This is a genomic window from Streptomyces sp. CoH27, assembly GCF_020181035.1.
Lineage (GTDB): Bacteria > Actinomycetota > Actinomycetes > Streptomycetales > Streptomycetaceae > Streptomyces > Streptomyces camelliae.
The window spans coordinates 138,435-163,082 of record NZ_JAIQYY010000010.1; the positions used below are offsets into that span (position 1 = coordinate 138,435).

Genomic DNA, 24,648 nt, shown 5'->3' on the forward strand with positions numbered 1-24,648 from the left:
TTGGGCGGGCGGCCGGCGCCGGGCGGGCCCGCGAAGGCCTGGGCGATGTCGAGCCAGCGGTCGGCGTCCGGGCCCGTGGCCGTCAGGGCGAGGTCGGCGCGGTGGGCGCGCTGGGTGACGAGGAGGCAGAAGTCGAGGGCGGGGCCGGTGACGCGCTGCGGCGCGGCTTCGGGGCCGTAGGTCCACGAAGCGCCGGAGGGTGCCGTCAGTTCGACGCGGAACTCCTCGGCGGGCGGGGTGAGGCCGTGGACGGTGTGGGCGAAGTCGCGGGCCCGCACCCCGATGCGGACCACATGCCGGAGCCGGTCCGTGGGTGTGCGCACCACACCGAGCGCGTCGGCGACGTCCTGGCCGTGGGCCCAGGTCTCCATGAGGCGGCCGGTGGCCATGGAGGCGGCCGACATGGGTGGACCAAACCAGGGAAAGCGCGTGCCGGTGGGTGCCGCGCGCAGGGCCTCCTGGAGTGCGGCGCGCCCCTCCCGCCATCGGGCGAGCAGCTCGGCGGGTCGGAGCCGGGCGCCCTCGTCGGCGCCCTCGTCCACGAAGGTGCCGGGCGCCGCGAGCGCCTTCTCGGCCAGCTCACGGAAGCCGCCCTGATCCGTGACGGCGAGCAGCGCGGCCCGGTCCGTCCAGTGCAGATGGGCGATCTGATGGGCGACGGTCCAGCGCGGCGCGGGGGTGCTCCCCGCCCACTGCTCCTCGCTCAACCCGGCGGCGATGCCGTCGAGTTGGTCGCTTTCCTCACGCAGGTCGTCGAAGACGGGCGTCGGCTCGGACATGGGGCGAGCATGGCAGCGGAGACAGAAACAATCAAGCGTGCTTGCATGAATTTGTGACAAGCGGCAGGGAAGGCGGCGCCTCGCTCGGTACCTCACTCGACGGGCCGCATGAGCGGCCCATGGCGTCAGGCCTCCGGTGCCGGCTCCACGCGGGCCCTGCCCCGCCCCACCTGAGTCCGCACCGCACCGATGCTGGCCGCGATGACCAGGGTGATGGCGGCCGCCTCCGTCCACGACAGGGACTGGCCGAGGATCAGGAAGCCCGCCGTTGCCGCGATCGCCGGTTCCAGGCTCATCAGGATCGCGAAGGTGGAGGCGGGGAGGCGGCGCAGGGCCAGTAGTTCGAGGGTGTAGGGGAGGACCGAGGAGAGCAGGGCCACCGCCGAGCCGAGGGCGACGGTGGTGGGGTTCAGCAGGCGAGTGCCCGCCGAGGCGATGCCCAGGGGGAGGAAGAGGAGTGCCGCCACCGCCATGGCGAGGGCCAGGCCGTCCGCCTGGGGGAAGCGGCGGCCCGTACGGGCGCTGAAAAGGATGTAGACCGCCCACATGGCGCCGGCACCCAGGGCGAATCCGACACCGATGGGGTCCAGGTCGCTGAAGCCGCCGCCGCCCAGCAGGAACACGCCGAGCAGGGCCAGGCCCGCCCACACCGCGTTGATCGCCCGCCGGGAGGCCAGGACGGACAGGGTGAGCGGACCGAGGACCTCAAGGGTGACCGCCGGGCCCAGCGGGATGCGGGCGACCGCCTCGTAGAAGAGGCCGTTCATCGCACCCATGGCGATGCCGAACGCGAGCACCGTGCCCCAGTCGGCACGCGAGTGGCCGCGCAGCCGGGGACGGCAGACCACGAGGAGGACGATCGCCGCCGCCAGCAGGCGCAGGGTGACGACACCCAGCGCGCCCGCCCTCGGCATCAGCGTCACCGCGAGCGCGCCGCCGAACTGGACCGAGATGCCGCCGGCCAGCACCAGGCCGACCGGGCCGAGTGAGCCGAAACGGCGGGGCGCTCCGACTGGGGCCGCCGGGGCAGGCGTGGCGGTGCCGGAGGTACCAGAGGTACTGGAGGTACCAGAGGCACTGAAGGTGCTGGAGGTGCTGGAGGTGCTGGAGGCGGTGGTCACGGGCAGTCCTGGGCTTGATCGAGTACGTCCATCGCGATGTACTACCAGGTCCAGGGTAATAGACTCCGACAGGAGCGTGAACCCCTTAAGGGGCTGTCCCGGATGGTGGGACGCCTGCTGCGACACCGGGATCAGATGCCTTGCCGCCAGACCTCCTCGTCTCGGAACAGGGGGCGGCCGTCGGGGAGGTACGACGGCACAGTGCCGTAGGGCTCGTAGGCCGGCTGGGGCGCCACCCATGTCTGTGCGGGGACGTAGGCGGCGTGGTCGTACGGCTGCGGCTGCGGATGAGGCAGCGGATGAGGCTGAGGATGAGGATGTGCCGGCGCCTCCTCCCACAGCGGCATGCGCAGTTCGCCCGTGTCCATCACCGCGTTGTTCTGCGAGCGGTGGAGGCGGGCGTAGGCGCCACCCCTGGCCAGGAGTTCCTCGTGGCGGCCGGTTTCGACGATGCGGCCCCGGTCCACGACCAGGATGCGGTCGGCGTCGGGGGCGAGGTTGAGGTCGTGGGTGATCATGATCGTCGTACGGCCCGCCATCAGGCGGCGCAGGGGCTTGACGACCCTGCGCGCGGCCATCGCGTCCAGGCCGGTCGTCGGCTCGTCCAGGACCAGGACGGGGGCGTCGCGCAGGATGGCGCGGGCGATGGCCAGGCGCTGGAGCTGGCCGCCGGACAGGCGGGCCGAGTTGGGGTCGACCCGGGTGTCGTAGCTGTCGGGGAGGCGGACGATGAAGTCGTGGGCGTCGGCCGCTCTGGCCGCCTCCTCGATGGCCTGGTCGCTGGCGCCGGGGCGGCCGCAGGCGATGTTGGCGCGGACCGTGTCGTGCAGGACGAGGGTCTCCTGCGGGAGCAGGGTGACGTACTCGCGGAGGCGGGCCAGGGGAAAGTCCCGGAGGGGGACGCCGTCCAGCAGGACCTCGCCGGCGTCGGGGTCGTAGAAGCGGAGCAGGAGCTTGGAGACCGTGGACTTTCCGGCGCCGCTCGGGCCGGTGACGATCACCAGCTCGCCGGGGCTGACCGTGAAGGAGAGGCCTTCGAGGGCGGTTCTCTCGGCGCCCGGGTAGGTGAAGGCGACGTCGCGGACCTCGACCGTCCCGTCCGGGCGTCCGGTGTGCACAGGGCCGCTCGGGTCGGTGACCGAGGGGCTGACGTCCAGGATCTCGATGAGCCGCTCGGCGCCGGCCGTCGCGGCGGTGACGGTGAGGCCGAGCTGGGCGAGGCCGCGCACGGGCGGGTAGAGGTAGCCGAGGAAGGCGGCGAAGGCGAGGAGCTGACTGAGGGTCATCCGGCCGGTGGAGATCTCCCAGGCGCCGATGCCGATCACCGCGAGCACGCACACCGTCTCGATGACCTGCACGAGCTGCTCGTAGGCCTCGTTGAGCCGGGTGGAGCGGACCGAGGCGCGGAACCAGGCGTTCGCCTCCTCGCTCAGCCGGCGGCGTTCGGCGTCCCGGCGGTCGTAGGCCTGGGTGAGCACGATGTTGCCGAGGGACTCCTCGACCACGGAGGTGATCGCGCCGTCGGCGACCCGGCCCTCGCGGGAGACGTCCTTGATGGAACCGGAGAAGCGGCGCGCGGCCAGCCAGAACAGAGGCGCGAGGACGAAGGTGGCGGCGGCCAGATCCCAGCGCAGCCAGAACGCGGCGGCGGCGTAGAAGAGGGCGGAGAACGCGGCCGAGGCGGCGCCGATCAGGCCGGAGACCACCATCGTCTCGATGGCCTCGACGTCGCTGGTCAGCCGGGAGAGCAGATCGCCCTGGCGGTGGCGCTGGAAGAAGTGCGGCGGCAGTTGCTGGACATGGTCGAAGACATGCTCGCGCAGCCGCATCACGAAGCGTTCCGTGGCCCACGCGGCCAGGGAGTTGCCGGCGTACGCGACGAGCGCGCCGACGACGGCGATGCCCAGCCACTTCAGGGCCGGCGCCCAGAACGCGCTCAGCGAGCCCTTCTCCAGGGCGTGGTCGGTGAGGTCGCCGAACAGCAGGACGGCCTCGGTCTCGGCGAGCGCGGCGAGCACCGTGCACAGCCAGACGACGAGCAGCCATTTTCTGAGACCCTTGGTCAGCGGCCAGAAACGGCGGAATGCCGTCCGGGCGGGAATGGTGGGGGTCTCGTACTCGAACTCGTCACCCGCATCATCCACGTCGCTCATCGCATTCCCCTTCCGGAATCACCTTCCCGAACGAAAAAGAACGGAAGAAAAAGGGGCCGACGGTGCACCATCGACCCCTTTCCGCTCAGCCTCGGATCACTGGTCCTGGCCGGGGAACGGCTTGGGCAGCGGCTTCGGCGCGTGCTTCGGGCGCGGCTTCGGCTTGGGGTGCGGCGGCGGGGGGAGCTGCTTCGACTTGGGCTTGGGGGGCAGCGGGACAAGCTTGTTGAAGCCCATTTCCTACTCCTAGTGTTTCGCAGTTCTGGTGTTTCTCAGTTCTGTTTTTCGAGAATTCCGCGTCCGGCTCCCGACACCGAAGAACCTACACGCCGCCCACGACCCCGAACAGCAAAGTCGGCAAAGGGGCGCTGTGAATACCTTGGGATTCCTTGGTGGTTCCTGAGAGACCCGTGCGAACCTGAGAGTTCTCTTATGAACCTGAGAGCGGGCTTATGATCCGGCGTCAGCTCCCCATGCGGCCAGCACCTCCGTGTCCGTCGGCCGGGCGTGCAGGTAGTAATCGGCCCACTCGGCGATGTCCGGGTAGGCGCACTCCGCGGTGAGCCGGGCGGCTGCCGCCGGGATGTCGTACGGCGTCACCCGCAGGTCGGTTCCGGGGCCGAGGAGGCACCAGTGGGCGCCGGGGCGGCCGTAGGGCATGCCGACGCTGCCCGGGTTGACCACGAGGCGGCCGTGGGCGAGGCGGACGTACGGCATGTGGGTGTGACCGCAGACGACCGTGCCGATACCGGGGGCGAGGCCGGTGAACACTTCGGCCCAGCGGTCGGGGCGGGAGTCCACCAGCACCAGCTCCTCGTCGTCACGCGGGGTGGCGTGGCAGAACAGGACCGTGCCGAGGCCGCGGACGCACAGCGTGAGCGTCTTCGGCAGGGCGGCGAGGAGGTCGACCTGGTCCTCCCGCAGCGCCCCGGCCGCGAACGGGCCTATCGGGTCGGGGATCTCCGTGCGCTCGCCGCGCCGGTACTCCACCAGCTCCCGGTCCGCGTTCCCGCCGAGCCACAGCACCCGCTCACCCTGCTCCCGCAGCAGGTCCAGCACCTCGGCCGGCTGCGGGCCCGCCGCGATGTCGCCGGTGAGGACGATCCGGTCGGCCGCGGCCACGTCGGGCTCCGCCAGGACCGCTTCCAGAGCGGGCAGTACGCCGTGGATGTCGGACAGTACGGCCAGCCTTCCGTATTCCTCGGTCACTTCGATTCCTCGGCTTCCTTCTCCAGTGCCTGCGCCAGCACCTCCGCCAGATGCCGTCCCCGCACCCCGGCCAGCTGCTCCAGCTGGGTGCGGCAGGAGAAGCCGTCGGCCAGGATCAGCGTCTCCTCGGGCGCTTCCCGGACCGAGGGCAGGAGCTGGTCCTCCGCGCAGGCCTTCGATACCTCGAAGTGGCCTTTCTCGAAGCCGAAGTTGCCCGCGAGGCCGCAGCAGCCGCCGCTCAGTTCGCCGGTGAGGCCCGCGGCCTCGCGCAGGCGGCGGTCGGGGGTGTCGCCGAGCACCGCGTGCTGGTGGCAGTGGGTCTGGCCGGCGACCGGGCGGTTGACGGCGGGCGGGGTCCAGTGCGGGGCGAGCCGCTCCAGGGCCTCGGCGAAGGTGAGGACGGCCGCGGACAGTTCGGCCGCGCGGGGGTCGTCGGGCAGCAGCTCGGGCAGGTCGGTGCGCAGGGCCGCCGCACAGCTCGGCTCCAGGACGACGACCGGGACCCGCGCCCGCAGCACCGGCTCCATCAGGTCCAGGGTGCGGCGCAACACCGTGCGGGCGCGGTCCAGTTGGCCGGTGGAGACGTAGGTCAGGCCGCAGCAGACCCGGGCCCGGCGGGCGGTGAGGAGTGCGGTGGCGGGCCTCGGCCGCCCGGTGCCGAGCGCTCCGCCGCGCGGCAGCAGCGTCGGCGGCAGGGTCACGCGCAGTCCGGCGGCCTCCAGCACCCGGACCGCCGCCTGGCCGACGGGCGGGGAGAGATGCTCGGTGAAGGTGTCCGGCCACAGCACGACCAGGTCCCCGGTTGCCTCGGCGGGTCCCCGCCCGGCTGCCTCGGCAGGTTCCCGTCCGGCTGCCTCGACGCGTCCCCGTCCGGCTGCCTCGGCAGGTCCCCGCCCGGCTGCCTCGGCGGGTCCCCGTCCGGTTGCCTGGGCGGGTTCCCGGCCGCGCCACCACGCCGTGAACGTTCGTGTCGCCAGTCGGGGGATCTCCCGTTCCGGCGCGATCCCGGCGAGGCGCTTGCCGACGGCGGCGAGCGGTCGCAGGGAGGCGAGTGCGTTGAGGAGCGGGGCCGTGTGGGTGCGGGCGGTCCAGCGCAGCCACTCGGGCAGGCGGCCCATGCTGTGGTGTGCGGCGGGGCGGCGGCGGCCGGCGTAGTGGTGGTGCAGGAACTCCGCCTTGTAGGTGGCCATGTCGACGCCGACCGGGCAGTCCGAGCGGCAGCCCTTGCAGGACAGGCACAGGTCGAGGGCGTCACGGACCTCCGTGGAGCGCCAGCCGTCGGTGATCAGTTCGCCCGCCAGCATCTCGTGCAGCAGCCGGGCCCGGCCGCGCGTGGAGTGCTCCTCCTCGCCGGTCGCCCGGAAGGACGGGCACATGACGGAGGGGCCGGTCACCGTCGTCGTACGGCATTTCGCCACGCCGACGCAGCGGCGGACGGCCGCGCGGAAGTCGCCGCCGTCGGCCGGGTAGCCGAAGGCCACGTCCACGGGCTTCGCCGGGAGCGCGGAGAAGCGGAGGTTGGTGTCCAGCGGGGCCGGGCGGACCAGCATGCCGGGGTTGAGCAGGTCGTCGGGGTCCCAGAGGGCCTTGGCCCGCTCGAAGAGCCGGACCGTCTCGGCGCCGTACATGCGCGGCAGCAGCTCGGCGCGGGCCTGCCCGTCCCCGTGCTCCCCGGACAGTGAGCCGCCGTGCGCCACCACCAGGTCGGCCAGCTCCTCGGAGAAGCGGCGGAAGCGGCCGACGCCGGCCTCGGTGAGCAGGTCGAAGTCGATGCGGACGTGGATGCAGCCGTCACCGAAGTGGCCGTACGGCGTGCCGCGCAGCCCGTGCGCGGACAGCAGGGCGCGGAAGTCGCGCAGATAGGCGCCGAGCCGGACGGGCGGCACCGCGCAGTCCTCCCAGCCGGGCCAGGCCTCGGAGCCGTCGGCCATCCGGGTGGCCGTACCGCTCGCGTCCTCGCGGATCCGCCACAGCGTCCGCTGGGCGGCGGGGTCCGTCACCACGATCGCGTCCACCACGTCGGCCGTGCGGACGATCTCCTCCGCACGCGCGCGTGCCTCCCCCGCCGACTCCCCGCCGGTCTCCACGAACAGCCAGGCACCCCCCTTCGGCAGCCCGGCGGGCGAGCGCACCAGGTCGGCCGCCATGCCCTCCACGGTCAGCGGGCCGAGGGGCAGAAGTCCGGCGGCGGCCTCGGCGGCCGCGCTCTCGTCGCCGTACCCCAGCACGGCCAGCGCACGCGCGCGGGGTGCCTCCACCAGCCGTACGACCGCCTCGGTCAGGATGCCGAGCGTGCCCTCCGAGCCGCAGAAGGAGCGGGCCACGTCGGCGCCCTTCTCGGGCAGCAGCGCGTCCAGCGCGTACCCCGAGATCCGGCGGGGCAGCTCCGGGAAGCCGGTGCGCAGCCGGGCCAGCTCGCCCTCTGCCAGCTCCCGCAGGCCCTCGGGCGCCCCGGCCCAGTCCTGCCCCAGCCGCAGCCGCCGCCCGCGCGCGGTGAGGACGGACAGCTCCCGCACACTGTCCGCGGTGGTCCCCCAGGCGACCGAGTGGGAGCCGCACGAGTTGTTGCCGATCATCCCGCCGAGCGTGCATCTGCTGTGCGTCGAGGGATCGGGGCCGAACCGCAGCCCGTGCGGGGCGGCGGCCTCCTGGAGCCGGTCGAGGACGAGGCCCGGCTGGACCACGGCCGTACGGGTGTCGGGGTCGATGGAGATCAGGCCGTTCATGTGCCGCGTGAAGTCCAGCACCACGCCCGTGCCCGTCGCCTGTCCCGCGATCGACGTCCCCCCGCCGCGCGCCACCACCGGGACCCCGCGCGCCCGGCACACCTCCAGCACGGCGGCCACGTCGTCGGCGTCCGCGGGGGCCACGACACCGAGCGGGACACGCCGGTAATTGGACGCGTCCATGGTGACCAGCGCCCGGGACGTGACATCGAAACCGACCTCGCCCCGGACGGCTCTGCGCAGCTCCGCTTCGAGACCGGAAAGATCCGTTGCACGACCCGCACGACTCGCACGACCCCTGAGATCCGTCATGCGTCCAGGATGCATCCGCTCACGCACGGTCACCGCGAGTTTTCCACAGCCCCGCCCGTATCGTCGTACAAACAGTCGTACGAGTTCACAAGTCCACGACCCGGAGATCTCGTCTCATCGGACGGACATGGTTTCCGCCCGGTTTCGCCCACCGATACCCTCCGACTCGTGGCCGACATCCAGATTCCCGCAGACATCAAGCCCGCCGACGGACGTTTCGGCGCGGGCCCCTCCAAGGTGCGCACCGAGGCGCTGGACGCCCTCGCCGCCACCGGTACGTCCCTGCTGGGCACCTCCCACCGCCAGGCGCCCGTCAAGAACCTGGTCGGCAAGGTCCGCGAGGGCATCTCCGAGCTGTTCTCCCTGCCCGAGGGCTACGAGGTGGTCCTCGGCAACGGCGGCTCCACCGCCTTCTGGGACATCGCCACCCACGGTCTGATCGAGAACAAGTCCCAGCACCTCAGCTTCGGCGAGTTCTCCTCCAAGTTCGCCAAGGCGGCCAAGCTCGCCCCCTGGCTGGCCGAGCCCACCGTCATCGCCACCGACCCCGGCACCCACCCCGAGGCGCAGGCCGAGGCGGGCGTCGACGTCTACGCCTTCACCCACAACGAGACCTCGACCGGCGTCGCCATGCCGATCAAGCGGGTCGAAGGGGCCGACGAGGGCGCGCTGGTCCTCGTGGACGCCACGTCCGGCGCCGGCGGCCTCCCGGTCGACGTGTCGGAGACGGACGTCTACTACTTCGCCCCGCAGAAGTCCTTCGCCTCCGACGGCGGCCTGTGGATCGGCATCTTCTCCCCGGCCGCGATCGAGCGCGCGGAGCGCGTCCACGCCTCCGGCCGCCACATCCCGGAGTTCTTCTCGCTCCCCACGGCGATCGACAACTCCCGCAAGAACCAGACGTACAACACCCCGGCCCTCGCCACGCTCTTCCTCCTGAACGAGCAGCTGGAGTGGCTCAACGGCCAGGGCGGCCTCGCCTTCTCCACGGCCCGCACGAAGGACTCCTCGACCCGCCTCTACACCTGGGCGGAGGAGTCCAAGTACGCCACCCCGTTCGTCACCGACCCGGCCAAGCGCTCGCAGGTCATCGGCACGATCGACTTCTCCGACGAGATCGACGCGGCCGCCGTCGCCAAGGTGCTGCGCGCCAACGGCATCGTGGACACCGAGCCGTACCGCAAGCTCGGCCGCAACCAGCTGCGCATCGCGATGTTCCCGGCGATCGACCCGGCGGACGTCGAGGCGCTGACGAAGTGCGTCGACTTCGTGATCGAGAAGCTCTAGCCTCTCGGCGAGTGCGACGGTGAAGGGCGCCCGGCGAGCAATCGCCGGGCGCCCTTCGTCGTGACGTCCCTACGTGAACGTGACCTTCGCGGCGCCGGTCCAGTTCACGTAGTCGACGCGGAGGGTGTGCTCACCGCCCGGGATGGTGAGGTTGAGACTCGTGGAGCGGGCGGGTCGGTCCTCACCGGGGAGCCGGAGAAGGCGGTGTTCTTGTAGAACGTCCGCTTGTAGACGTTGGTCGAACAGCTGACGCCGGCGGCCGCCGCCTGCCGGGCTGCGGCCGGCAGACCGCCGAGGACGACGGCGGCCATGACACCACCGGACCGGGCGGCGACGAGACTCCTCTGGTGCAACGGGGGCCTCTCACGCCTGTGCGGGCAGGACGTACAGCGTGAAGACTCGTAAGGTAAGAAAAGGTTGCAATGCCTGAGGCCACCGACAAATGTGGTCCGCACGTCCGCACGTCACACGTCCGTGCAGCGGACACGGCCCACGGAGATCAAGATTCCGGTTCCTGTCGATTTTCGGTGACAATTCTGGCACTGGAATGGGCCATTCGATCGCATATCGTCGTTCCGTCGCCACCCCCCGTCTCACCGGCCACGACGCGCCTCGCCACCGAACAGTGACGCCGAAGCGCCGGACCGGTGACGAGCGGCATGCAGACCCTTTCCTTCCGGTGTCTCCGGTCGTCGCTTCGAGGAGCTCCTCCATGTCATCCGTGTTCGCACGCCGCCGCCGTTCTCTGCTGACCGCCTCGGTGCTCCTGAGCGCCGTCGGCGCCACCGCCCTGCTGCCGGTGGCGACCGCCTCGGCCGCCACCACCTCCCATGCCGCCGCCGGCCCGTCCGCACGCTACGCGGGCAAGGCCGTCGCCATCGGCCAGGACATGGTCGCCGTCCTGCGCGACGACCCCCGCGCCGGCGGCCCCGAGGCGTGGATCCGTGCCGTGCCGGCGCACTGGCGGCAGGGCGACGCCTACATGTACCGCGTCCTGGCCAAGCTCGACCGCGGCCACGGCTCGGACCAGGAACGCGGCCTCACCCTGCGCCTGGTGGGGGCCGGCGGCTCCGCTCCCGCGCTCAAGGTGACCTCCGCCAAGGGCGGCACGCACACCTTCGCGCTCCCCAGGGTCGGCACCCCCGACGCACGGGGCTGCACCCTCATCCAGGAGCAGTCCATCGGCGCCGGCACCGTCGCCGTGCTGAGCAACGGCCCCAAGGGACCGGAGGCGTTCTTCAAGGACGAGGGTGACGGCACGCGCGTCGCCGGTGTCGTCAACCGCGCGCACCCCTCACTGCCGAAGAGCGCCGGCTTCCTCGCCCGCATCGTGAACCCCTACGGGCCCGCCCCCAAGCTCCTCACCAACATGGAGGGCGGCGGCCACCCCGCGAGCACGACGGCCTTCCCGGCGCCGGGGTGCGTGAAGTGACGTAGCAGGGCCCGGAGTTCCGGGCCCGGCGGGCGGGACCGCGGCCATCGCACGCGCACACGGTCCCGCCCGTCCCCGTCACCGGCCCCACCCCAGCGGACGCGCGCTCAGACCGTCACCGCGCCGTACAGCTCACACTCGGTACACCCCCTCCACCCGGCGCGCCCCCGAACCCGAAGCTCACCGAACTCCCCGCCGGCACCGTGCCGTTCTGCGCGGCGTTCACCGCCGTGACCGTGGCCCCGCTCTGCGTGTACGACGCGTTCCACATGTTCGTGACCTTCTGAGCCCCGCTCCACGTCCACGTCACCTTCCAGGACGTCAGCGCCGTGGAACCGGTGTTCGTCACCGTCACGTCGGCGTTGAAGCCGCTGCCCCAGTCGCTGCTCACCGCGTACGAGGCCGAGCAGGAAGCCGCCGTACCCCCGCCGCCGCCACCGCCGCTCCCGCCACCCCCGCTACCCGGGAACAACGGTGCCTTGATGCTCGTCAGATACCCGTCCTTCACCGTGTCCACCGTCACCCAGTCGTCCTTCAGGATGCCGCCCGTGTCACCGGAGTCGGGGTTCCAGGACCAGAAGGTCCACTGGAAGCTGTCGGCACCGTACGTCGAGGTCGGGCGGAGGTAACTCACCAGTGCCGACAGCCACTTCTGGTCCACCGTCGGCTGCAGTGTCGTACCGAACTCGCCCAGCCACACCGGCGCGATGTTCTGCTTGAAGATGTAGCCCCAGTACGTGTCCCAGATGCCCGGCATGTTGGCCGGGAAGGACGGATCGCTGAACCAGCTCTGCTGGGCCACGCTGGTGGCGTAGTCGTGGGCGGAGTAGACGAGACGGTTCGCCACGTTGAGCCGTACCGGGTACTGGGCGACGCCCATCAGGTTGCCGCCCCACCAGCCCGACACGCCGTTGTACGACTGCACGCCCTCGACGAAGATCAGCAGGTTCGGGTTGACCGACAGGACGGCGTTTCCGGCGCGCTCGGCGGCGAGGCGCCAGTCGACCGATGTGTCCCCGCAGCCCCAGCAGGCCGGATCGTGCGGCTCGTTGTGCAGGTCGATGCCGATCACCGTGTCCTGGCCCAGATAGCGCGTGGCCAGGGTCTTGAGGTCGGCCATCCAGGTCGATTCGGGGACGGAGGATGTGTACCAGAGCGCTGACTGGCCGCCCGCGTCCGGGCGGTGGCGGTCCAGGATCACCTTCAGGCCGTCCTGGCCCGCGTACGCCACGATCTTGTCCAGGACCTGGAGGGACGTCAGGCCCTGGAGGTCGGCGTTCTTGCCTCCCGAGAAGTCGATGCTGTTGGGGACCGCGCCGGGCTTGAGGATGTCGTCGCTGTAGGGCAGCCGGATGGTGTTGTAGCCCAGCGATCTCATCTGGTCGATCATGCTGCGGTAGTCCCGGGACCACAGGCCGTGGACCACCTGGTTGCTGGTCTCGAAGCCGAACCAGTTGACCCCGGCGATCCGCACCGGCTGCCCGGCCGCGTCCAGGATCTGCCGTCCGCTGGTGTGCCAGTAGCCGGCGCCAGGTGCGGCTGCGGCTGCGGGAGTGGTGGCCGCGTGCGCCGTATGGGCACCGGCCAGGGGAAGGAGGAGCGCGGCGGCGGCAGCACACAGCGCACTTCGCAAGCTGTGGAACATGTGCCTTTCCTCTCGGGAGGCGCGGCCCAGGGCGAGTGGGAGCGCTCCCACGCACCGCGTGTCTCCAGCAAACAGATGGATCATGCTCACGTCAAGAGTAGCGTCGGTGCGCGTTCTGGACTTGAGGAAGGAGCCGTCCGGTGTCTCCATGGAGACATGGCCAGTCCACGCCCGAGCCCCGCGCTCGCCCCCTTCGTCAAGCAGTACGCCGCCCTGCTCACGACCCACAAGCGGGACGGCACCGGCGTCGGCACCCCGGTGAACATCGCCGTCGAGGGGGACCACGCCTACTTCCGCACCCCGGGCACCACCTCGAAGGTCAAACGCCTGCGCAGCAACGCCGAGGTGGAGCTGGCCCCCTCCACCCTGCGCGGCGCCCCCACCGGCCCGGAGATCCACGCACGGGCCCGGCTGCTGGAGCACGGCAGTCCGGAGGACCGGCACGCGGCGCAACTGCTGCGGCACAAGTACCCGTTCATGCACGGGCTGCTGGTGCCCCTCACGCACAAGGTGATGCGCGCGGAGACCTTGCACTACGAGGTACGACCCGTGCAGGAGCAGCCTCCCGGGAAGTGGGCGGAGCCCACGGATCGATTCGACCGGCCGGACCAGTGACGGTTCAGCTCCGGCGCCGCAGCCGCCGCAGGCCGAAGAGGGCGGCCGCCCCGGCAGCGACGATCACGGCACCGACCTTGTAGCTCCCGCCGCCCGAACCGCCACCGCCGTCCGACCCGGAACTCCCCTTCCCCGCAGGGGACTCGGACGAGGATCGGCCGGGAGCGTCCTCTGCCACGACCTCGCTGTCGGCGCCCTCGGAGCTGTACAGCAGCTTGGTGCCGTCGACGGAATAGCTGACGCCCTCGCCCTGCCTCTGCAACGGCACGTCGAGCTGGCCCTCGCGCTTGATCCGGCCGCCGTTCCAGGCGTAGTAGATGCCGCCGAAGTAGCCACGCACGGCCAGCTGCCGTCCGTCCGGCGAGAAGGCGGCGTCCGTGGCCCACAGGTCGACGGCGGCGATGGGCCTGAAGATGTTCGCGCCGGAGGTGGAGAGGGTGGCCGGGCCCTCGTACAGGTGCCCGCCGTCCTCCTTCTTGTCGATGATGTAGACGCGCCCGGTCTTCGGGTGGACGACCAGCGACTCGGCGTCCCGGGGCCCGTTCTCGTACTTCACGACGTACTGCGTGGCGGTGACCGTCTCGTCCTTCAGCACCTTCGGCTCGGGCAGCCGGTAGATCCAGACGTACGGCCACTTGCCGCCGAAGTTGTCGCCGATGTCGCCGAGGTAGATCTGGTTGTCCGGCCCGATGGAGACGGCCTCGTCGTCGCGCGGGGCGCCGATGCCGCGCAGGGTGACGCGGGCGACCGTCTTTCCGGTCCTGCTGTCGACGGCGTAGATGTACGGGCCGTCGCCGCTGTCGTTGTGCGTCCAGTAGATGCCGGGGTGCAGGTGGGAGGCGGCGAGGCCGCTGGACTCGGCGATGCGGGGGTCCTTGAGGGTGAAGCCCTGATCGCCGGCGCGGGCCGTGTCGTCGGCTGCGGAGGCGGCGGGCACGGCCGACGCGCCCACGAGCAGGGACCCGGCGAGGAGGGCGAACGATCGGCGCATGCCCCCAAGCCTGCCATTGGCTCCGGGCGTTCGGCGGACGTGGTGGGCCTCACACTCCATGGGCATGCGTGATCGTCCATCATGAGCGGATGCTCAGATTCATGCCCGTAGGTGACTCCATGACGATCGGGAGCGCGGGCGAGCACACGTGGCGTCACCGGCTGTGGCGGCACCTGTGCGAGACGTACGGCGGCCCGTTCACGTTCGTCGGTCCGCGCGAGGAGCTGTACGACAAGACGGCCGAGGCCCCGGTGTCGTACGCCTACGCCGAACCCGGCTTCCCGCGCCGGCACCTGGCGGGCTGGGGCGAGGGCTGGCTGCACATGGCTCCGCTGATCGGTGAGGCGGTGCGCGCCCACCGCGCGGACGTGCTGCTGGTCTCCCTCGGCCTGATCGACCTCGGCTTCTACACGAACGCCGAGCAGACGGCGGAGAACGTGCGCGCCTTCATCGCAGGGGCCCGGGAGGCAGACCCGCGCATCCGCATGGTCCTGCTGCCGGTGATACCGAACATACGGGCCGAGCAGGACACCGACTTCGCCGCCCAGGTGGACCTCTTCAACGTCCTGCTCGCCAAGACGGTCGCCGACCTGGACGAGGCCCGGTCGCCGCTGCTGCTGGCCTCGACTCCGGAGGGGTACGACATCCACGTCGACACGTATGACGGCACGCATCCCAACGCGAACGGGGAACACCGGATCGCGGGGGCGTTCGCCGGGGCGATGTGGGAGGCGTGGGGGGTCGGACAGGCGTACGCGGCTGGAACGGATTGACCGATTTACGGCGTATCCCGGTCACGGTACGTATCGTTGAACCGCGCGGCTGCACCCGTCCGTGGGGCGGCCGGGGAGGAGCGCCACGATGACCGTCCTTGAAGACAGGATCGAGATGGCCGACGCCAACACCGAGCGTTTGGACGAGTGGTTCGAGCGGCTTGAGCGTATGCCCGTCCCCGAAGGATTCAGGGTCGAGATCGTCGGGGGCAACGTCCATATGACGCCACAGCGGGACACGCATTGGGAGATTATCCGCTGGATTGTTCGGGCCATCGAGGACAGGTTCGGGATGCGCGTGAAGGTGTTCTCGGACGTCCGCATCGACTTCCCCGGCCATGAGAACGCCTTCTGCCCGGATGTCGCCAAGCTGAAGGACTCGGCGAAGAAGGAGAAGGGCCGCTGGCGCTACCAGGACGTCGAATTCGTCGCCGAGGTCATCTCCAAGGGCACGGGACCCAACGACTACGGCCCGAAGAAGATCGCCTACGCCGAGGCCGAGGTCCCCGTCTACATCGTCGCCGACCCCTATGTGGGGCGGTGCTACGTCTACACCGACCCCCAGGACGGCGACTACGAGAAAAGGGAGACATTCGACTTCGGCACCGACATCGACCTCACCGGAACCGTCGTCGACCTCATCCTCAAAACCGACGACTTCCCCCGCGATTAACCCAACTCCCACACAAGCAGCGCCTCCCCCGACTCCGCCGCCGTCACCCACAACCCGTCCCCCAAGGCGGCCGGCGCACCGGCGCCCACCGCCCCCGGGTAGGCGACCCGCACCGGCACCCCCGACGTGTCGATGATCCAGTGCCGCCCCTCCCCCCACTCCTCATCACCCTCCACGGTCGATCCGATCAACGTCGTCTCGTCCAGGAAGCCGCCCGCCCAGTCCCAGTAGGGAAGCGCCTCGTCGTTGTCGGGCTCGGCGTCCGGATGCCGGGGGAGAGACGACTCGGCGTCCCACTCCAGGCCCTCCACCACGACACCGCTCGTGTCGCGGACGGCCAGGGCGTCCTGATCGTGGGTCACGGTCATCAGCCGCTCGCCCGAGGGGCTGACGCTCATCAGGGCCAGGTCACCCTCGACGTACTTGACGGCCAGCCTCTCCCCGTCCCAGCCGCCCCAGCGCAACGGCGCCCCGTCCTGCCCCTCGCCGATGCTCAGCCCCATCTGCCACGGGTCGGTCGGGTGGGGCAAGTGGTGACTGCCCGCTGCCGCCGCCTGGGCGTCGGCCCGCGCGAGCACCCGCCCGTCCCCGGCGTCCAGCAGCAGCCACTCGTCTATCGCGGCCGGGCTCAACTCCCCGGTGGACAAGGGCCCGCGCACATGCGCCCACACCAGCTTGCCGTCCACCGAGAACCCGGCCGAGCCGCCCTCCGGGTAGCGGTGGTCCGCGCTGTCGGCGTACTCCTCGTACGACTCGTGCATCTCCCGGCAGGCGCCGTACCAGCAGCCGTGCCGGATCTCCCAGCGGACCGCGCCCGACGGCTCCACCGCGCGGACGGCGTGCACTCCGGCGAACACGGCCAGGCTCGCATCCGGTGCCACCGCCCACATCCCGCGCCGCCGCGGCCAGGGCGCGGGCAGCCGCACCCGCTCCCCCGCCGGTGCGAACGCGTCGTCCAGGGGATGGACCACGAGCGCGTCGTCGGTGCGCTGGGCGAGCAGCCGCCGGCCCGGTCGCCCGAGCAGCTCCGGGAAGCCGGCCTCCGACAGGGGCAGCAACGCGGGGACGGTGGCACGAAGCCGGGCGGCACGAGCGGACACGGGGGCTCCCTGGGGACGATCGACTCGGCGAAACCCTATGCCACGCCCCAAAGACGCTTGCTTCGAGCGCACTTCAAGCCGTTGGCTAGGGAACCATGGAGTACACGCAGCTAGGACGTACGGGACTCAAGGTCAGCCGGCTCGTGCTCGGGACCATGAACTTCGGTCCGCAGACCGAGGAGGCCGACAGCCACGCGATCATGGACGCGGCCCTGGACGCGGGCATCAACTTCTTCGACACCGCCAACGTGTACGGCTGGGGTGAGAACAAGGGGCGCACCGAGAGCATCATCGGCAACTGGTTCGCCCAGGGCGGCGGGCGGCGCGACAAGGTCGTCCTCGCCACCAAGGTCTACGCCAACATGGCGCCCGACGGGCAGCCGGCCTGGCCCAACCACGACAAGCTCTCCGCGCTGAACATCCGGCGGGCCGTGGACGCCAGCCTGAAGCGGCTGCAGACCGACCACATCGATCTCTACCAGTTCCATCACATCGACCGGGACACCCCGTTCGAGGAGATCTGGCAGGCGATCGACACCCTGGTCCAGCAGGGCAAGATCCTCTACGTCGGCTCCTCCAACTTCCCCGGCTACAAGATCGCCCAGGCCAACGAGGCCGCCGTTCGCCGGGGCGGCACCATCGGGCTGGTCAGCGAGCAGTGCCTGTACAACCTGTTCGAGCGCCGCGCCGAGATGGAGGTCATCCCGGCCGCGCAGGAGTACGGCCTCGGGGTCATCCCCTGGTCCCCGCTGCACGGGGGTCTGCTGGGCGGGATCATCAAGAAGGAGGTCCAGGGCGGTCGCCGTGCCTCCGGACGCGCCGCCGACACCCTGAACGACCCCGCCGCCCGCGCCCGGGTCCAGGCGTACGAGGACCTGGTCGACAAGCACGGCCTGGAGCCCGGCGAGGTGGCCCTGGCCTGGCTGCTCACCCGCCCCGGCGTGACCGGCCCGATCGTCGGCCCGCGTACCGCTGAGCAGCTGGAGTCGGCGCTGCGTGCCGTCGAGCTGAAGCTGAGCGAGGAGCTGCTGGCGGGCCTGGACGAGGTGTTCCCGGGCCCGGGGCCGTCGCCGGAGGCCTTCGCCTGGTAGGGCGGATTCTCCTGGCAGCCCCGTGAGGGGCAGCGCCCCCAAGGGGCGCGGGGAACTGCGCGACCGGCCACCGACGGCCCGCAGCCGAAGAACCGGCCACAGTTCCCCGCCGCTCCTACCTGACAGCCGCCGAAACAGCCACCACCACAAACATCAGCACAAGCACACCGGCCATGATCCGGTTCCGGGTTTTCGGGTCCACGCCATCGAGCCTAGCGGCCTGCGCCCAGTGCCCAGCGGGCGACCACCTCATAGCGCGGCTGCTCGCCCGGCACCCCGGACCGTGGCAGGTTGCTGCGCACCAGCGCCAGCTCGCTCACCGTCCAGGTCGTGCTGGTGAAACCCCGGAGCAGATCGACGAAGGGCCGTACGTCCATCGAGTCCCGGCTCCGCGCCACGGTCAGGTGCGCCTTGTACCGCCGGTGCTCCTCCATCGGCAGCCCCGCCTTGCGTGCCGCCGCCTCGGCCCGCTCGGCCAGCAGCCGCATCGCCTCCACCCCGCCGTAGGCGCCCGTCCACAGGGCCTTGCCGTGCCCGAACTGGCCGCCGCCGGAGAGGGCCAGGTCGAAGGGGTCCGTGCGGCGGGCCGCCCGGGACAGGCGGTCCGACAGGTCGGGTACGAGATCGTCGGCGACCTCGCCGTAGAAGGCGAGGGTGAAGTGCCAGCCCGGCCGGTTGGTCCAGCGCAGCCCTTCCGCGCCGGGCAGCCTCTTCAACTTGGCGATTTCGGCGGCGAGTTCATGGACGACGTGGTCAGGAGGGAGCACCGCGGCGAAGAGTCTCATGCCTTCACCTTCGCAGACCCGGTGGGCATGATGGCTGCATGACGATCATCATTCGTGACGGCGGACCCGACGATCTTCCCGTGATACTCCGCATGCTCGACAGCTGTGTGGAGTGGCTGGTCGCGCAGGGCCGCACCGGCCAGTGGGGAAGCGAGCCGATGTCGGAGAACCCGAGGGTGGCGGACTCGGTCGCCGGGTACATGGGCAAGGGCCGTACGTACATCGCCGAGGTCGACGGCGTACCGGCCGCCACACTCACTCTCAGTGACGCTCCCGGCGACTATCTGTCCCACCTTCCGCCGCCCGGCGAGCCCGAGCGGTACATCCACTGGCTCGCCTCCGACCGCCGTTTCAAGGGGCGGGGCGCCGGTGCGGCGCTGCTCGCGCACGCGGCCGAGGAGACCCGGCGGGCCGGGGTCGGGCTGCTGCGCGTGGACTGCTACGCGGGCGGCGACGGCAAGCTCGTGGCCTATTACCGGGCCAACGGCTTCACGCCGACCGAGACCTACGCCTCCGGCGCGAACGGGGACTGGCCGGGGCAGGTGCTCGCCCGGCGGGTGTGACCGCCGGGCGAGCACTCCCGGGTGCGGGAAAGGCCGGCGGATCAGCGCTCGGCGCGCAGGGTGCCGAGCAGCCCGTCCTGTTCGTCGTTGATGCCCGCGGCGAACCAGACGCTGTTCTCGCCGCCGGACTTGGCGGTGCCCCGTTGCAGCCCCCACAGGCCGTTGATCACGATCGGCTGCCCGGCGGGGTTGTCCAGGGTCCCCTCGAAGCGGCCGGTCCGCAGGTCGAACGCGTGGATGCGGCCGTCGCCGAAGTTGCCGACGAGGAGGTCGCCGCCGAACTTCCCGAACTTCTTGGGTGCCACCTCCAGGCCCCAGGGCGAGTTGAGCGGCGAGGTGGGCACGCCCCCGCTGGCGAAGCGCTGGAGCAGCTTGCCCTTGGTGCTGAACACGTTGATGAAGCCGTTGCCCGGTCCGGCGACGTCGTCGTGCTTGTCCGCGTTCTGGAGGGCGTAGGTGACGAAGATCCGGTCACCGATGTTCTTGACGTCGAACGGCGCGAAGCCCGGGGGGAGGCTCGGGTCCTGGAACGCGTCGGCGGGCTGCGGGATCAGCTTGAAGTCGGTGCCGAAGACGTCGATGCGGGCGTCACGGAAGTTCGCGACGAGGATGCGCGGCTGCCGGTGCCCGTGCTGCTTCGTCTCCCTCTTCTCGCTGTCCACGAGGGTCAGGCCCTTGAAGACCGCGTCGTCCTCCTGGGCGACCTGGACGGCCTGCGTCGGGAGGACCCGGGGGTTGAAGGCGAAGAGGCCGCCGTTCTCCCCGGCGTAGATGAACCGCGCGGGGTGGGTCTTTCCGGAGGGGGTGGAGCTGAAGCGGAAGTCGTCGGTGTCGTTGCGTACGACCCCGGTCGGGTCGGCGTTGTCGGGGAGCTGCACGACGGGCGAGCCGACGACGACCGGCCGGTCGTCCCGGGCGCCCGAGTACACCGTGGACGTATTGGTCGCGTTGTTGGAGACCCTGATCGAACCGTCCGTCGTGCGCACCAACCCCCAGGGGTTCTGGAGGTTCTTGTCCTGCACCTCCGCTCGGTTCGCGAGGTCGGAGACGAGGTCGCGCTCCCGGAAGCCGTGGTCGCCGCCCGGCGGCCCGCCCACGGCCCCGGACGGCCCGGCGGCGGCGAGCGCGCCGACCGTGCCCAGGGTCAGCGCGACCGCCGTCAGCAGCCGTACGCGGGAGCGGGGTCTTGGGGTCGATGTCTGTGATGCCATGTGGATGCTCCTGTCCCATACGATTCCCGAGAGGACATATCGTCAGAAGTCATCTCATATGGGACAATCACGCCCGCGATCGACACGCAGACACGCATCCATACGGCCCTAGGCCGAGGCACTACGCCACAGCCCTACGCCGCCGTCGCCAGTTCCTCCCGCTCTCTCGGGACGAAGCGGACCCGAGGGTGGCCCCGATGCCAGCCCACCGTCAGACGCAGCCCGCCGATGCGGACCAGGATCAAACCGATCGCACCGGCCGCGGCGGCCGAGACGATGCCGCCGAGGGCGAAGCCGACCCGGGCGCCGTAGGTGTCGGTGATCCAGCCGACGACCGGCGCGCCCAGCGGCGTACCGCCCATGAAGACCATCATGAACAGGGCCATCACCCGGCCGCGCATGGCCGGGTCGGTGGCCATCTGGACGGCGGTGTTCGCCGTGACGTTCACCGTGAGGCCGAAGATCCCGATCGGGACCATGAGCAGCGCGAACAGCCCGTACGACGGTGCCAGCGCGGCCACGATCTCCAGCGCGCCGAAGGCCAGCGCGGCGGCGATCAGGACGCGCAGCCGGGCCGTGCCGCGCCGGGCGGCCAGCAGCGCGCCGACCAGCGAGCCGACGGCCATCAGGGTGTTGAAGAGGCTGTAGGCGCCGGCGCCGGCGTGGAAGATGTGCTGGGCGTAGGCCGACAGCCAGACCGGGAAGTTGAAGCCGAAGGTGCCGATGAAGCCGACCAGCACGATCGGCCAGATCAGCTCCGGGCGGCCGGCCACGTACTGGAGGCCTTCGCGGAGCTGGCCCTTGCCGCGCGGGGTGCGCTGGACGACATGCAGCTCGCGGGCGCGCATCAGCAGCAGGCCGGTGATGGGGGCGGCGAAGGACAGACCGTTGGCGAGAAACGCCCAGCCGGTGCCCACGCCGGTGATCATCAGACCGGCGACGGCCGGGCCGATCAGCCGGGCGGACTGGAAGTTCGCCGAGTTCAGGCTGACCGCGTTCTGCAGCTGCTCGGGGCCGACCATCTCGGAGACGAAGGACTGGCGGGCCGGGTTGTCCACCACGGTCGCGAGGCCGACGGCGAACGCGGCGACGTACACGTGCCAGACCTGGACCTGCCCGGTGAGGGTCAGCGCGGCGAGCGCCAGGCCCGTCACGGCCATCGACGCCTGGGTCACCAGCAGCGTGGGGCGCTTGGGGAGGCGGTCGACCAGGACACCACCGTAGAGGCCGAAGAGCAGCATCGGCAGGAACTGCAGGGCCGTCGTGATGCCTACGGCGGCGGAGGAGCCGGTGAGGCTGAGGACGAGCCAGTCCTGGGCGATGCGCTGCATCCACGTGCCGGTGTTGGAGACGACCTGGCCGAGGAAGAAGAGGCGGTAGTTCCTGATCCGCAGCGAGCTGAACATCGAGGACTTACGGGAGTTGTGGGTGGTCGGTGCGGGGGCGGAATCTACTCCGGGTCCCGTACTCAAAAGGGTTCGCCTCCTTGCGACGGTTTCTTACAGGTGTGCGAGCTTCTCCAGCACGGGGGCGGCGGCGCGCAGCTTGGCCCACTCGTCCTCGTCGAGGCCCTCGGCCAGGCCGGCCAGGAACGCGTTGCGCTTGCGGCGGCTCTCTTCGAGCATCGCCTCGGCCTGTTCGGTCTGGGTGACGACCTTCTGGCGCCGGTCCTCGGGGTGCGGCTCCAGCCGGACCAGCCCCTTGGCTTCGAGCAGCGCGACGATGCGGGTCATCGACGGCGGCTGGACGTGCTCCTTGCGGGCGAGCTCGCCCGGGGTGGCCGAGCCGCAGCGGGAGAGGGTGCCGAGCACCGACATCTCGGTCGGGCTCAGCGACTCGTCGACCCGCTGATGCTTGAGCCGACGGCTCAGCCGCATCACGGCGGAGCGGAGGGCGTTCACGGCGGCAACGTCGTCACCGTGGGAGAGGTCCAGATCCGGCATGTTCTTTAGAGTAACTCATTACCCTCGCTAAGGACTAGCGTCCCGCTGGAGCCATGCCCGTGACCTCGGCCACTGAACCCTTCACTCACCCATACGGGTGAGCCGATTGCGGAAAGCGACCCATCGGCCGGCCGGATGTGGCGACCCTCGTACGCATGGGGACCAGTGTGCTCAGCCTGCGGATAGACGGGGAGCTGCTCGAACGGCTCCGGCACCACGCGGCGAAAAGAGGAATGAGCGTCCAGGACTATGTCGTCCGGACGCTCATTCGCGATGACTTCGACGAGCGGTTCCAGGCCGCCGTCGAGGAGACGGAGAAGTTCTACGGGGTCTCCGAGCCCCGGCCGATCACGTGAGGCCCAGGGCCGGCATCAGGTAGTAGAAGGCGAAGACCGCCGAGACGAGGTACATCGGCACCGGGATCTCCCGGCCCCGGCCGGCGGCCAGGCGCAGCACCGTGAAGGTGATGAAGCCCATGCCGATGCCGTTGGTGATCGAGTAGGTGAACGGCATCATCAGCATCGTCACGAAGGCCGGGATGGCGATCGTGTAGTCCGCCCAGTCGATCTCCTTGATCGAGTTCGACAGGATCAGGAAGCCGACCGCGACCAGCGCCGGGGTGGCCGCCTGGGACGGAACCATCGTGGCGACCGGGGTGAGGAACAGCGCGACGGCGAAGAGACCGCCCGTGACGACGTTCGCGAGGCCCGTGCGGGCACCCTCGCCGACACCGGCCGTGGACTCCACGAACGCGGTGGTGGCCGAGGAGGAGCTGGCACCGCCCGCCGCGACCGCGAGGCCGTCGATGAAGAGGACCTTGTTGATGCCGGGCATGTAGCCCTCGGCGTCGGTCAGCTTGGCCTCGTCGCTGACGCCCATGATCGTGCCCATCGCGTCGAAGAAGCACGACAGCAGGACCGTGAAGACGAACAGGATGCCGGTCAGCACGCCGACCTTGTGGAAGCCGCCGAACAGGCTGACGTGGCCGATCAGGCCGAAGTCGGGGGTGGAGACCGGGTTGCCGGGCCACTTCGGGACGGTCAGGCCCCAGGACGGGATCGTGGTGACCGCGTTGAGGATCACCGCGAGGACGGTCATGCCGACGATCGAGATCAGGATCGCGCCCGGCGTCTTGCGGACGATCAGCGCGAAGGTCAGCAGCACACCGAGGATGAAGACCAGCACCGGCCAGCCGTGCAGGTGACCGCCGGTGCCGAGCTGGACCGGGACGGTGGTCTGGGCGATGTCGGGCATGCGGGTGACGAAGCCGGAGTCGACCAGGCCGATCAGCATGATGAACAGGCCGATACCGATCGAGATCGCCTTGCGCAGCCCGAACGGCACGGCGTTCATCACGCGCTCACGCAGACCCGTGGCGACCAGCAGCATGACCACGAAACCGGCCAGCACGACCATGCCCATGGCGTCCGGCCAGGACATCCGGGGCGCGAGCTGGAGCGCGACGACCGAGTTCACCCCGAGGCCGGCCGCGAGCGCGATCGGCACATTGCCGATGACGCCCATGAGCAGCGTGGTGAACGCGGCCGTCAGCGCGGTCGCCGTCACCAGCTGACCGTTGTCCAGATGGTGCCCGTGCATGTCCTTCGCGCTGCTGAGGATGATCGGGTTCAGCACGATGATGTACGCCATCGCGAAGAAGGTGGCGAAACCGCCCCGGATCTCCCGGGCGACGGAGCTGCCACGCTCGGAGATCTTGAAGTAGCGGTCGAGCCCGCTCTGGGGCGCACCGCCCGGCTTCTCGGGGGTGGGGACCTTGGCAGGTGCCGAGGTGGACATGCGTGACCTCATCTCCTACGGGGTTCCCCCGAGCCCCGTTGGAGTTTCATACGAGCAGATATGGACAAAGACAAACGGTTTCAGTATGAACGTATGAGTGCTAGATCGCTATCTCCGCGCGTAGACCGCCGTAGAAGGCGCTCAGAAAGGGGCGGCGCTTAAGCTGTGCCCATGGCGAAGTGGACCCCGAAGCACGAGGCGCCGGAGCCCCTGGAGGGCCCCGTGGTCGCCACCATCACCGGCGGCACGATCGTGTGGTTCGTGCTCTTCCTGGTCCAGCTGCCGTTCTACGGCTGGTTCCACTCCCACGGTCACCTGTGGTGGCTGTGGACCTGCCTGGCCGGAGGCGGGCTGGGGCTGATCGGGATCTGGTACGTCAGGAAGCGCGACGCCGCGATCAAGCGGGCAGCGGCGCTGAAGGCGACGACGGCGAAGTAGCCGT

Annotated in this window: 24 protein-coding genes; 9 read left to right on the plus strand and 15 right to left on the minus strand. The window is 70.6% G+C overall.

Annotated features, from left to right (window positions below):
* From LE548_RS18115 to LE548_RS18140, 6 genes are all read right to left on the minus strand, one after another.
* The coding region (locus LE548_RS18115; RefSeq protein WP_225097906.1) for a TIGR03084 family metal-binding protein at positions 1-779 on the minus strand (779 nt) is incomplete at its 3' end.
* Between the two features lie 125 nt (positions 780-904).
* Positions 905-1,900, minus strand: coding sequence for a DMT family transporter (locus LE548_RS18120; RefSeq protein WP_225097907.1), 996 nt, complete (start codon positions 1,898-1,900; stop codon positions 905-907).
* 131 nt (positions 1,901-2,031) lie between these two features.
* On the minus strand, positions 2,032-4,053 hold the full coding sequence (locus LE548_RS18125) for an ABC transporter ATP-binding protein (RefSeq protein ID WP_225097908.1): 2,022 nt from the start codon (positions 4,051-4,053) through the stop codon (positions 2,032-2,034).
* 96 nt (positions 4,054-4,149) lie between these two features.
* The gene (locus LE548_RS18130) at positions 4,150-4,290 is read right to left on the minus strand and encodes a hypothetical protein (protein ID WP_225097909.1); all 141 of its coding nucleotides are present in this window, start codon (positions 4,288-4,290) and stop codon (positions 4,150-4,152) included.
* Between the two features lie 213 nt (positions 4,291-4,503).
* On the minus strand, positions 4,504-5,268 hold the full coding sequence (locus tag LE548_RS18135) for a metallophosphoesterase (protein ID WP_225098133.1): 765 nt from the start codon (positions 5,266-5,268) through the stop codon (positions 4,504-4,506).
* The gene (locus tag LE548_RS18140) at positions 5,259-8,300 is read right to left on the minus strand and encodes an FAD-binding and (Fe-S)-binding domain-containing protein (RefSeq protein ID WP_225097910.1); all 3,042 of its coding nucleotides are present in this window, start codon (positions 8,298-8,300) and stop codon (positions 5,259-5,261) included. Before LE548_RS18140 ends, LE548_RS18135 begins: the two co-directional genes overlap by 10 nt.
* Before the next feature lie 168 nt (positions 8,301-8,468).
* Here LE548_RS18140 and serC point away from each other — a divergent pair, with 168 nt between their 5' ends.
* Positions 8,469-9,587 (plus strand): phosphoserine transaminase, encoded by a 1,119-nt coding sequence (gene serC, locus LE548_RS18145; RefSeq protein ID WP_225097911.1) that lies wholly within the window; start codon positions 8,469-8,471, stop codon positions 9,585-9,587.
* Between the two features lie 104 nt (positions 9,588-9,691).
* Here serC and LE548_RS18150 read toward each other — a convergent pair whose 3' ends face one another.
* A complete protein-coding gene (locus LE548_RS18150) occupies positions 9,692-9,898 on the minus strand; it encodes a hypothetical protein (protein WP_225097912.1) in 207 nt (68 codons plus the stop codon).
* 401 nt (positions 9,899-10,299) lie between these two features.
* On the opposite strand from LE548_RS18150, the gene LE548_RS18155 reads away from it, so the two are divergent.
* Complete coding sequence (locus LE548_RS18155; RefSeq protein ID WP_225097913.1) at positions 10,300-11,019, plus strand: hypothetical protein; 720 nt, start codon at positions 10,300-10,302, stop codon at positions 11,017-11,019.
* A 115-nt stretch (positions 11,020-11,134) separates the two neighbouring features.
* Here LE548_RS18155 and LE548_RS18160 read toward each other — a convergent pair whose 3' ends face one another.
* On the minus strand, positions 11,135-12,664 hold the full coding sequence (locus tag LE548_RS18160) for a cellulase family glycosylhydrolase (RefSeq protein WP_225097914.1): 1,530 nt from the start codon (positions 12,662-12,664) through the stop codon (positions 11,135-11,137).
* Positions 12,665-12,820: 156 nt separating this feature from the next.
* Between LE548_RS18160 and LE548_RS18165 the strand changes: the two genes are divergently transcribed.
* Positions 12,821-13,279, plus strand: a complete 459-nt coding sequence (locus tag LE548_RS18165; protein WP_225097915.1) for a PPOX class F420-dependent oxidoreductase — start codon at positions 12,821-12,823, stop codon at positions 13,277-13,279.
* 4 nt (positions 13,280-13,283) lie between these two features.
* Here LE548_RS18165 and LE548_RS18170 read toward each other — a convergent pair whose 3' ends face one another.
* The gene (locus tag LE548_RS18170; RefSeq protein WP_225097916.1) at positions 13,284-14,270 is read right to left on the minus strand and encodes a WD40 repeat domain-containing protein; all 987 of its coding nucleotides are present in this window, start codon (positions 14,268-14,270) and stop codon (positions 13,284-13,286) included.
* An 89-nt stretch (positions 14,271-14,359) separates the two neighbouring features.
* On the opposite strand from LE548_RS18170, the gene LE548_RS18175 reads away from it, so the two are divergent.
* Both LE548_RS18175 and LE548_RS18180 read left to right on the plus strand, forming a co-directional pair.
* Entirely contained in the window at positions 14,360-15,043 is a 684-nt protein-coding gene (locus LE548_RS18175; protein WP_225097917.1) for a GDSL-type esterase/lipase family protein, read from the plus strand.
* An 88-nt stretch (positions 15,044-15,131) separates the two neighbouring features.
* On the plus strand, positions 15,132-15,716 hold the full coding sequence (locus tag LE548_RS18180; protein WP_225097918.1) for a Uma2 family endonuclease: 585 nt from the start codon (positions 15,132-15,134) through the stop codon (positions 15,714-15,716).
* Here LE548_RS18180 and LE548_RS18185 read toward each other — a convergent pair.
* A complete protein-coding gene (locus LE548_RS18185) occupies positions 15,713-16,816 on the minus strand; it encodes a hypothetical protein (RefSeq protein ID WP_225097919.1) in 1,104 nt (367 codons plus the stop codon). The genes LE548_RS18180 and LE548_RS18185 overlap by 4 nt on opposite strands.
* A gap of 95 nt (positions 16,817-16,911) precedes the next feature.
* Between LE548_RS18185 and LE548_RS18190 the strand changes: the two genes are divergently transcribed.
* Entirely contained in the window at positions 16,912-17,907 is a 996-nt protein-coding gene (locus LE548_RS18190) for an aldo/keto reductase (protein ID WP_225097920.1), read from the plus strand.
* A gap of 212 nt (positions 17,908-18,119) precedes the next feature.
* Here the strand turns inward: LE548_RS18190 and thpR are convergent, their stop codons facing one another.
* Positions 18,120-18,692 (minus strand): RNA 2',3'-cyclic phosphodiesterase, encoded by a 573-nt coding sequence (gene thpR / locus LE548_RS18195; RefSeq protein ID WP_225097921.1) that lies wholly within the window; start codon positions 18,690-18,692, stop codon positions 18,120-18,122.
* 38 nt (positions 18,693-18,730) lie between these two features.
* Between thpR and LE548_RS18200 the strand changes: the two genes are divergently transcribed.
* Positions 18,731-19,255: a GNAT family N-acetyltransferase gene (locus LE548_RS18200; RefSeq protein ID WP_225097922.1), complete on the plus strand. Its 525-nt coding sequence runs from the start codon at positions 18,731-18,733 to the stop codon at positions 19,253-19,255.
* Positions 19,256-19,296: 41 nt separating this feature from the next.
* Here LE548_RS18200 and LE548_RS18205 read toward each other — a convergent pair whose 3' ends face one another.
* From LE548_RS18205 to LE548_RS18215, 3 genes are all read right to left on the minus strand, one after another.
* Positions 19,297-20,466, minus strand: coding sequence for a TIGR03118 family protein (locus tag LE548_RS18205; protein WP_225097923.1), 1,170 nt, complete (start codon positions 20,464-20,466; stop codon positions 19,297-19,299).
* 134 nt (positions 20,467-20,600) lie between these two features.
* Entirely contained in the window at positions 20,601-21,938 is a 1,338-nt protein-coding gene (locus tag LE548_RS18210; RefSeq protein ID WP_374116125.1) for an MFS transporter, read from the minus strand.
* 27 nt (positions 21,939-21,965) lie between these two features.
* Complete coding sequence (locus LE548_RS18215; RefSeq protein ID WP_225097924.1) at positions 21,966-22,409, minus strand: MarR family winged helix-turn-helix transcriptional regulator; 444 nt, start codon at positions 22,407-22,409, stop codon at positions 21,966-21,968.
* 155 nt (positions 22,410-22,564) lie between these two features.
* On the opposite strand from LE548_RS18215, the gene LE548_RS18220 reads away from it, so the two are divergent.
* A complete protein-coding gene (locus tag LE548_RS18220; protein WP_225097925.1) occupies positions 22,565-22,765 on the plus strand; it encodes a BrnA antitoxin family protein in 201 nt (66 codons plus the stop codon).
* Here LE548_RS18220 and LE548_RS18225 read toward each other — a convergent pair.
* Positions 22,758-24,206 carry an NCS2 family permease gene (locus tag LE548_RS18225; RefSeq protein WP_225097926.1) on the minus strand — a complete coding sequence of 483 codons (1,449 nt, stop codon included), beginning with the start codon at positions 24,204-24,206 and terminating at the stop codon, positions 22,758-22,760. The genes LE548_RS18220 and LE548_RS18225 overlap by 8 nt on opposite strands.
* Positions 24,207-24,377: 171 nt before the next feature.
* Between LE548_RS18225 and LE548_RS18230 the strand changes: the two genes are divergently transcribed.
* On the plus strand, positions 24,378-24,644 hold the full coding sequence (locus LE548_RS18230) for a DUF2530 domain-containing protein (RefSeq protein ID WP_225097927.1): 267 nt from the start codon (positions 24,378-24,380) through the stop codon (positions 24,642-24,644).
* Positions 24,645-24,648 lie beyond the last annotated feature (4 nt).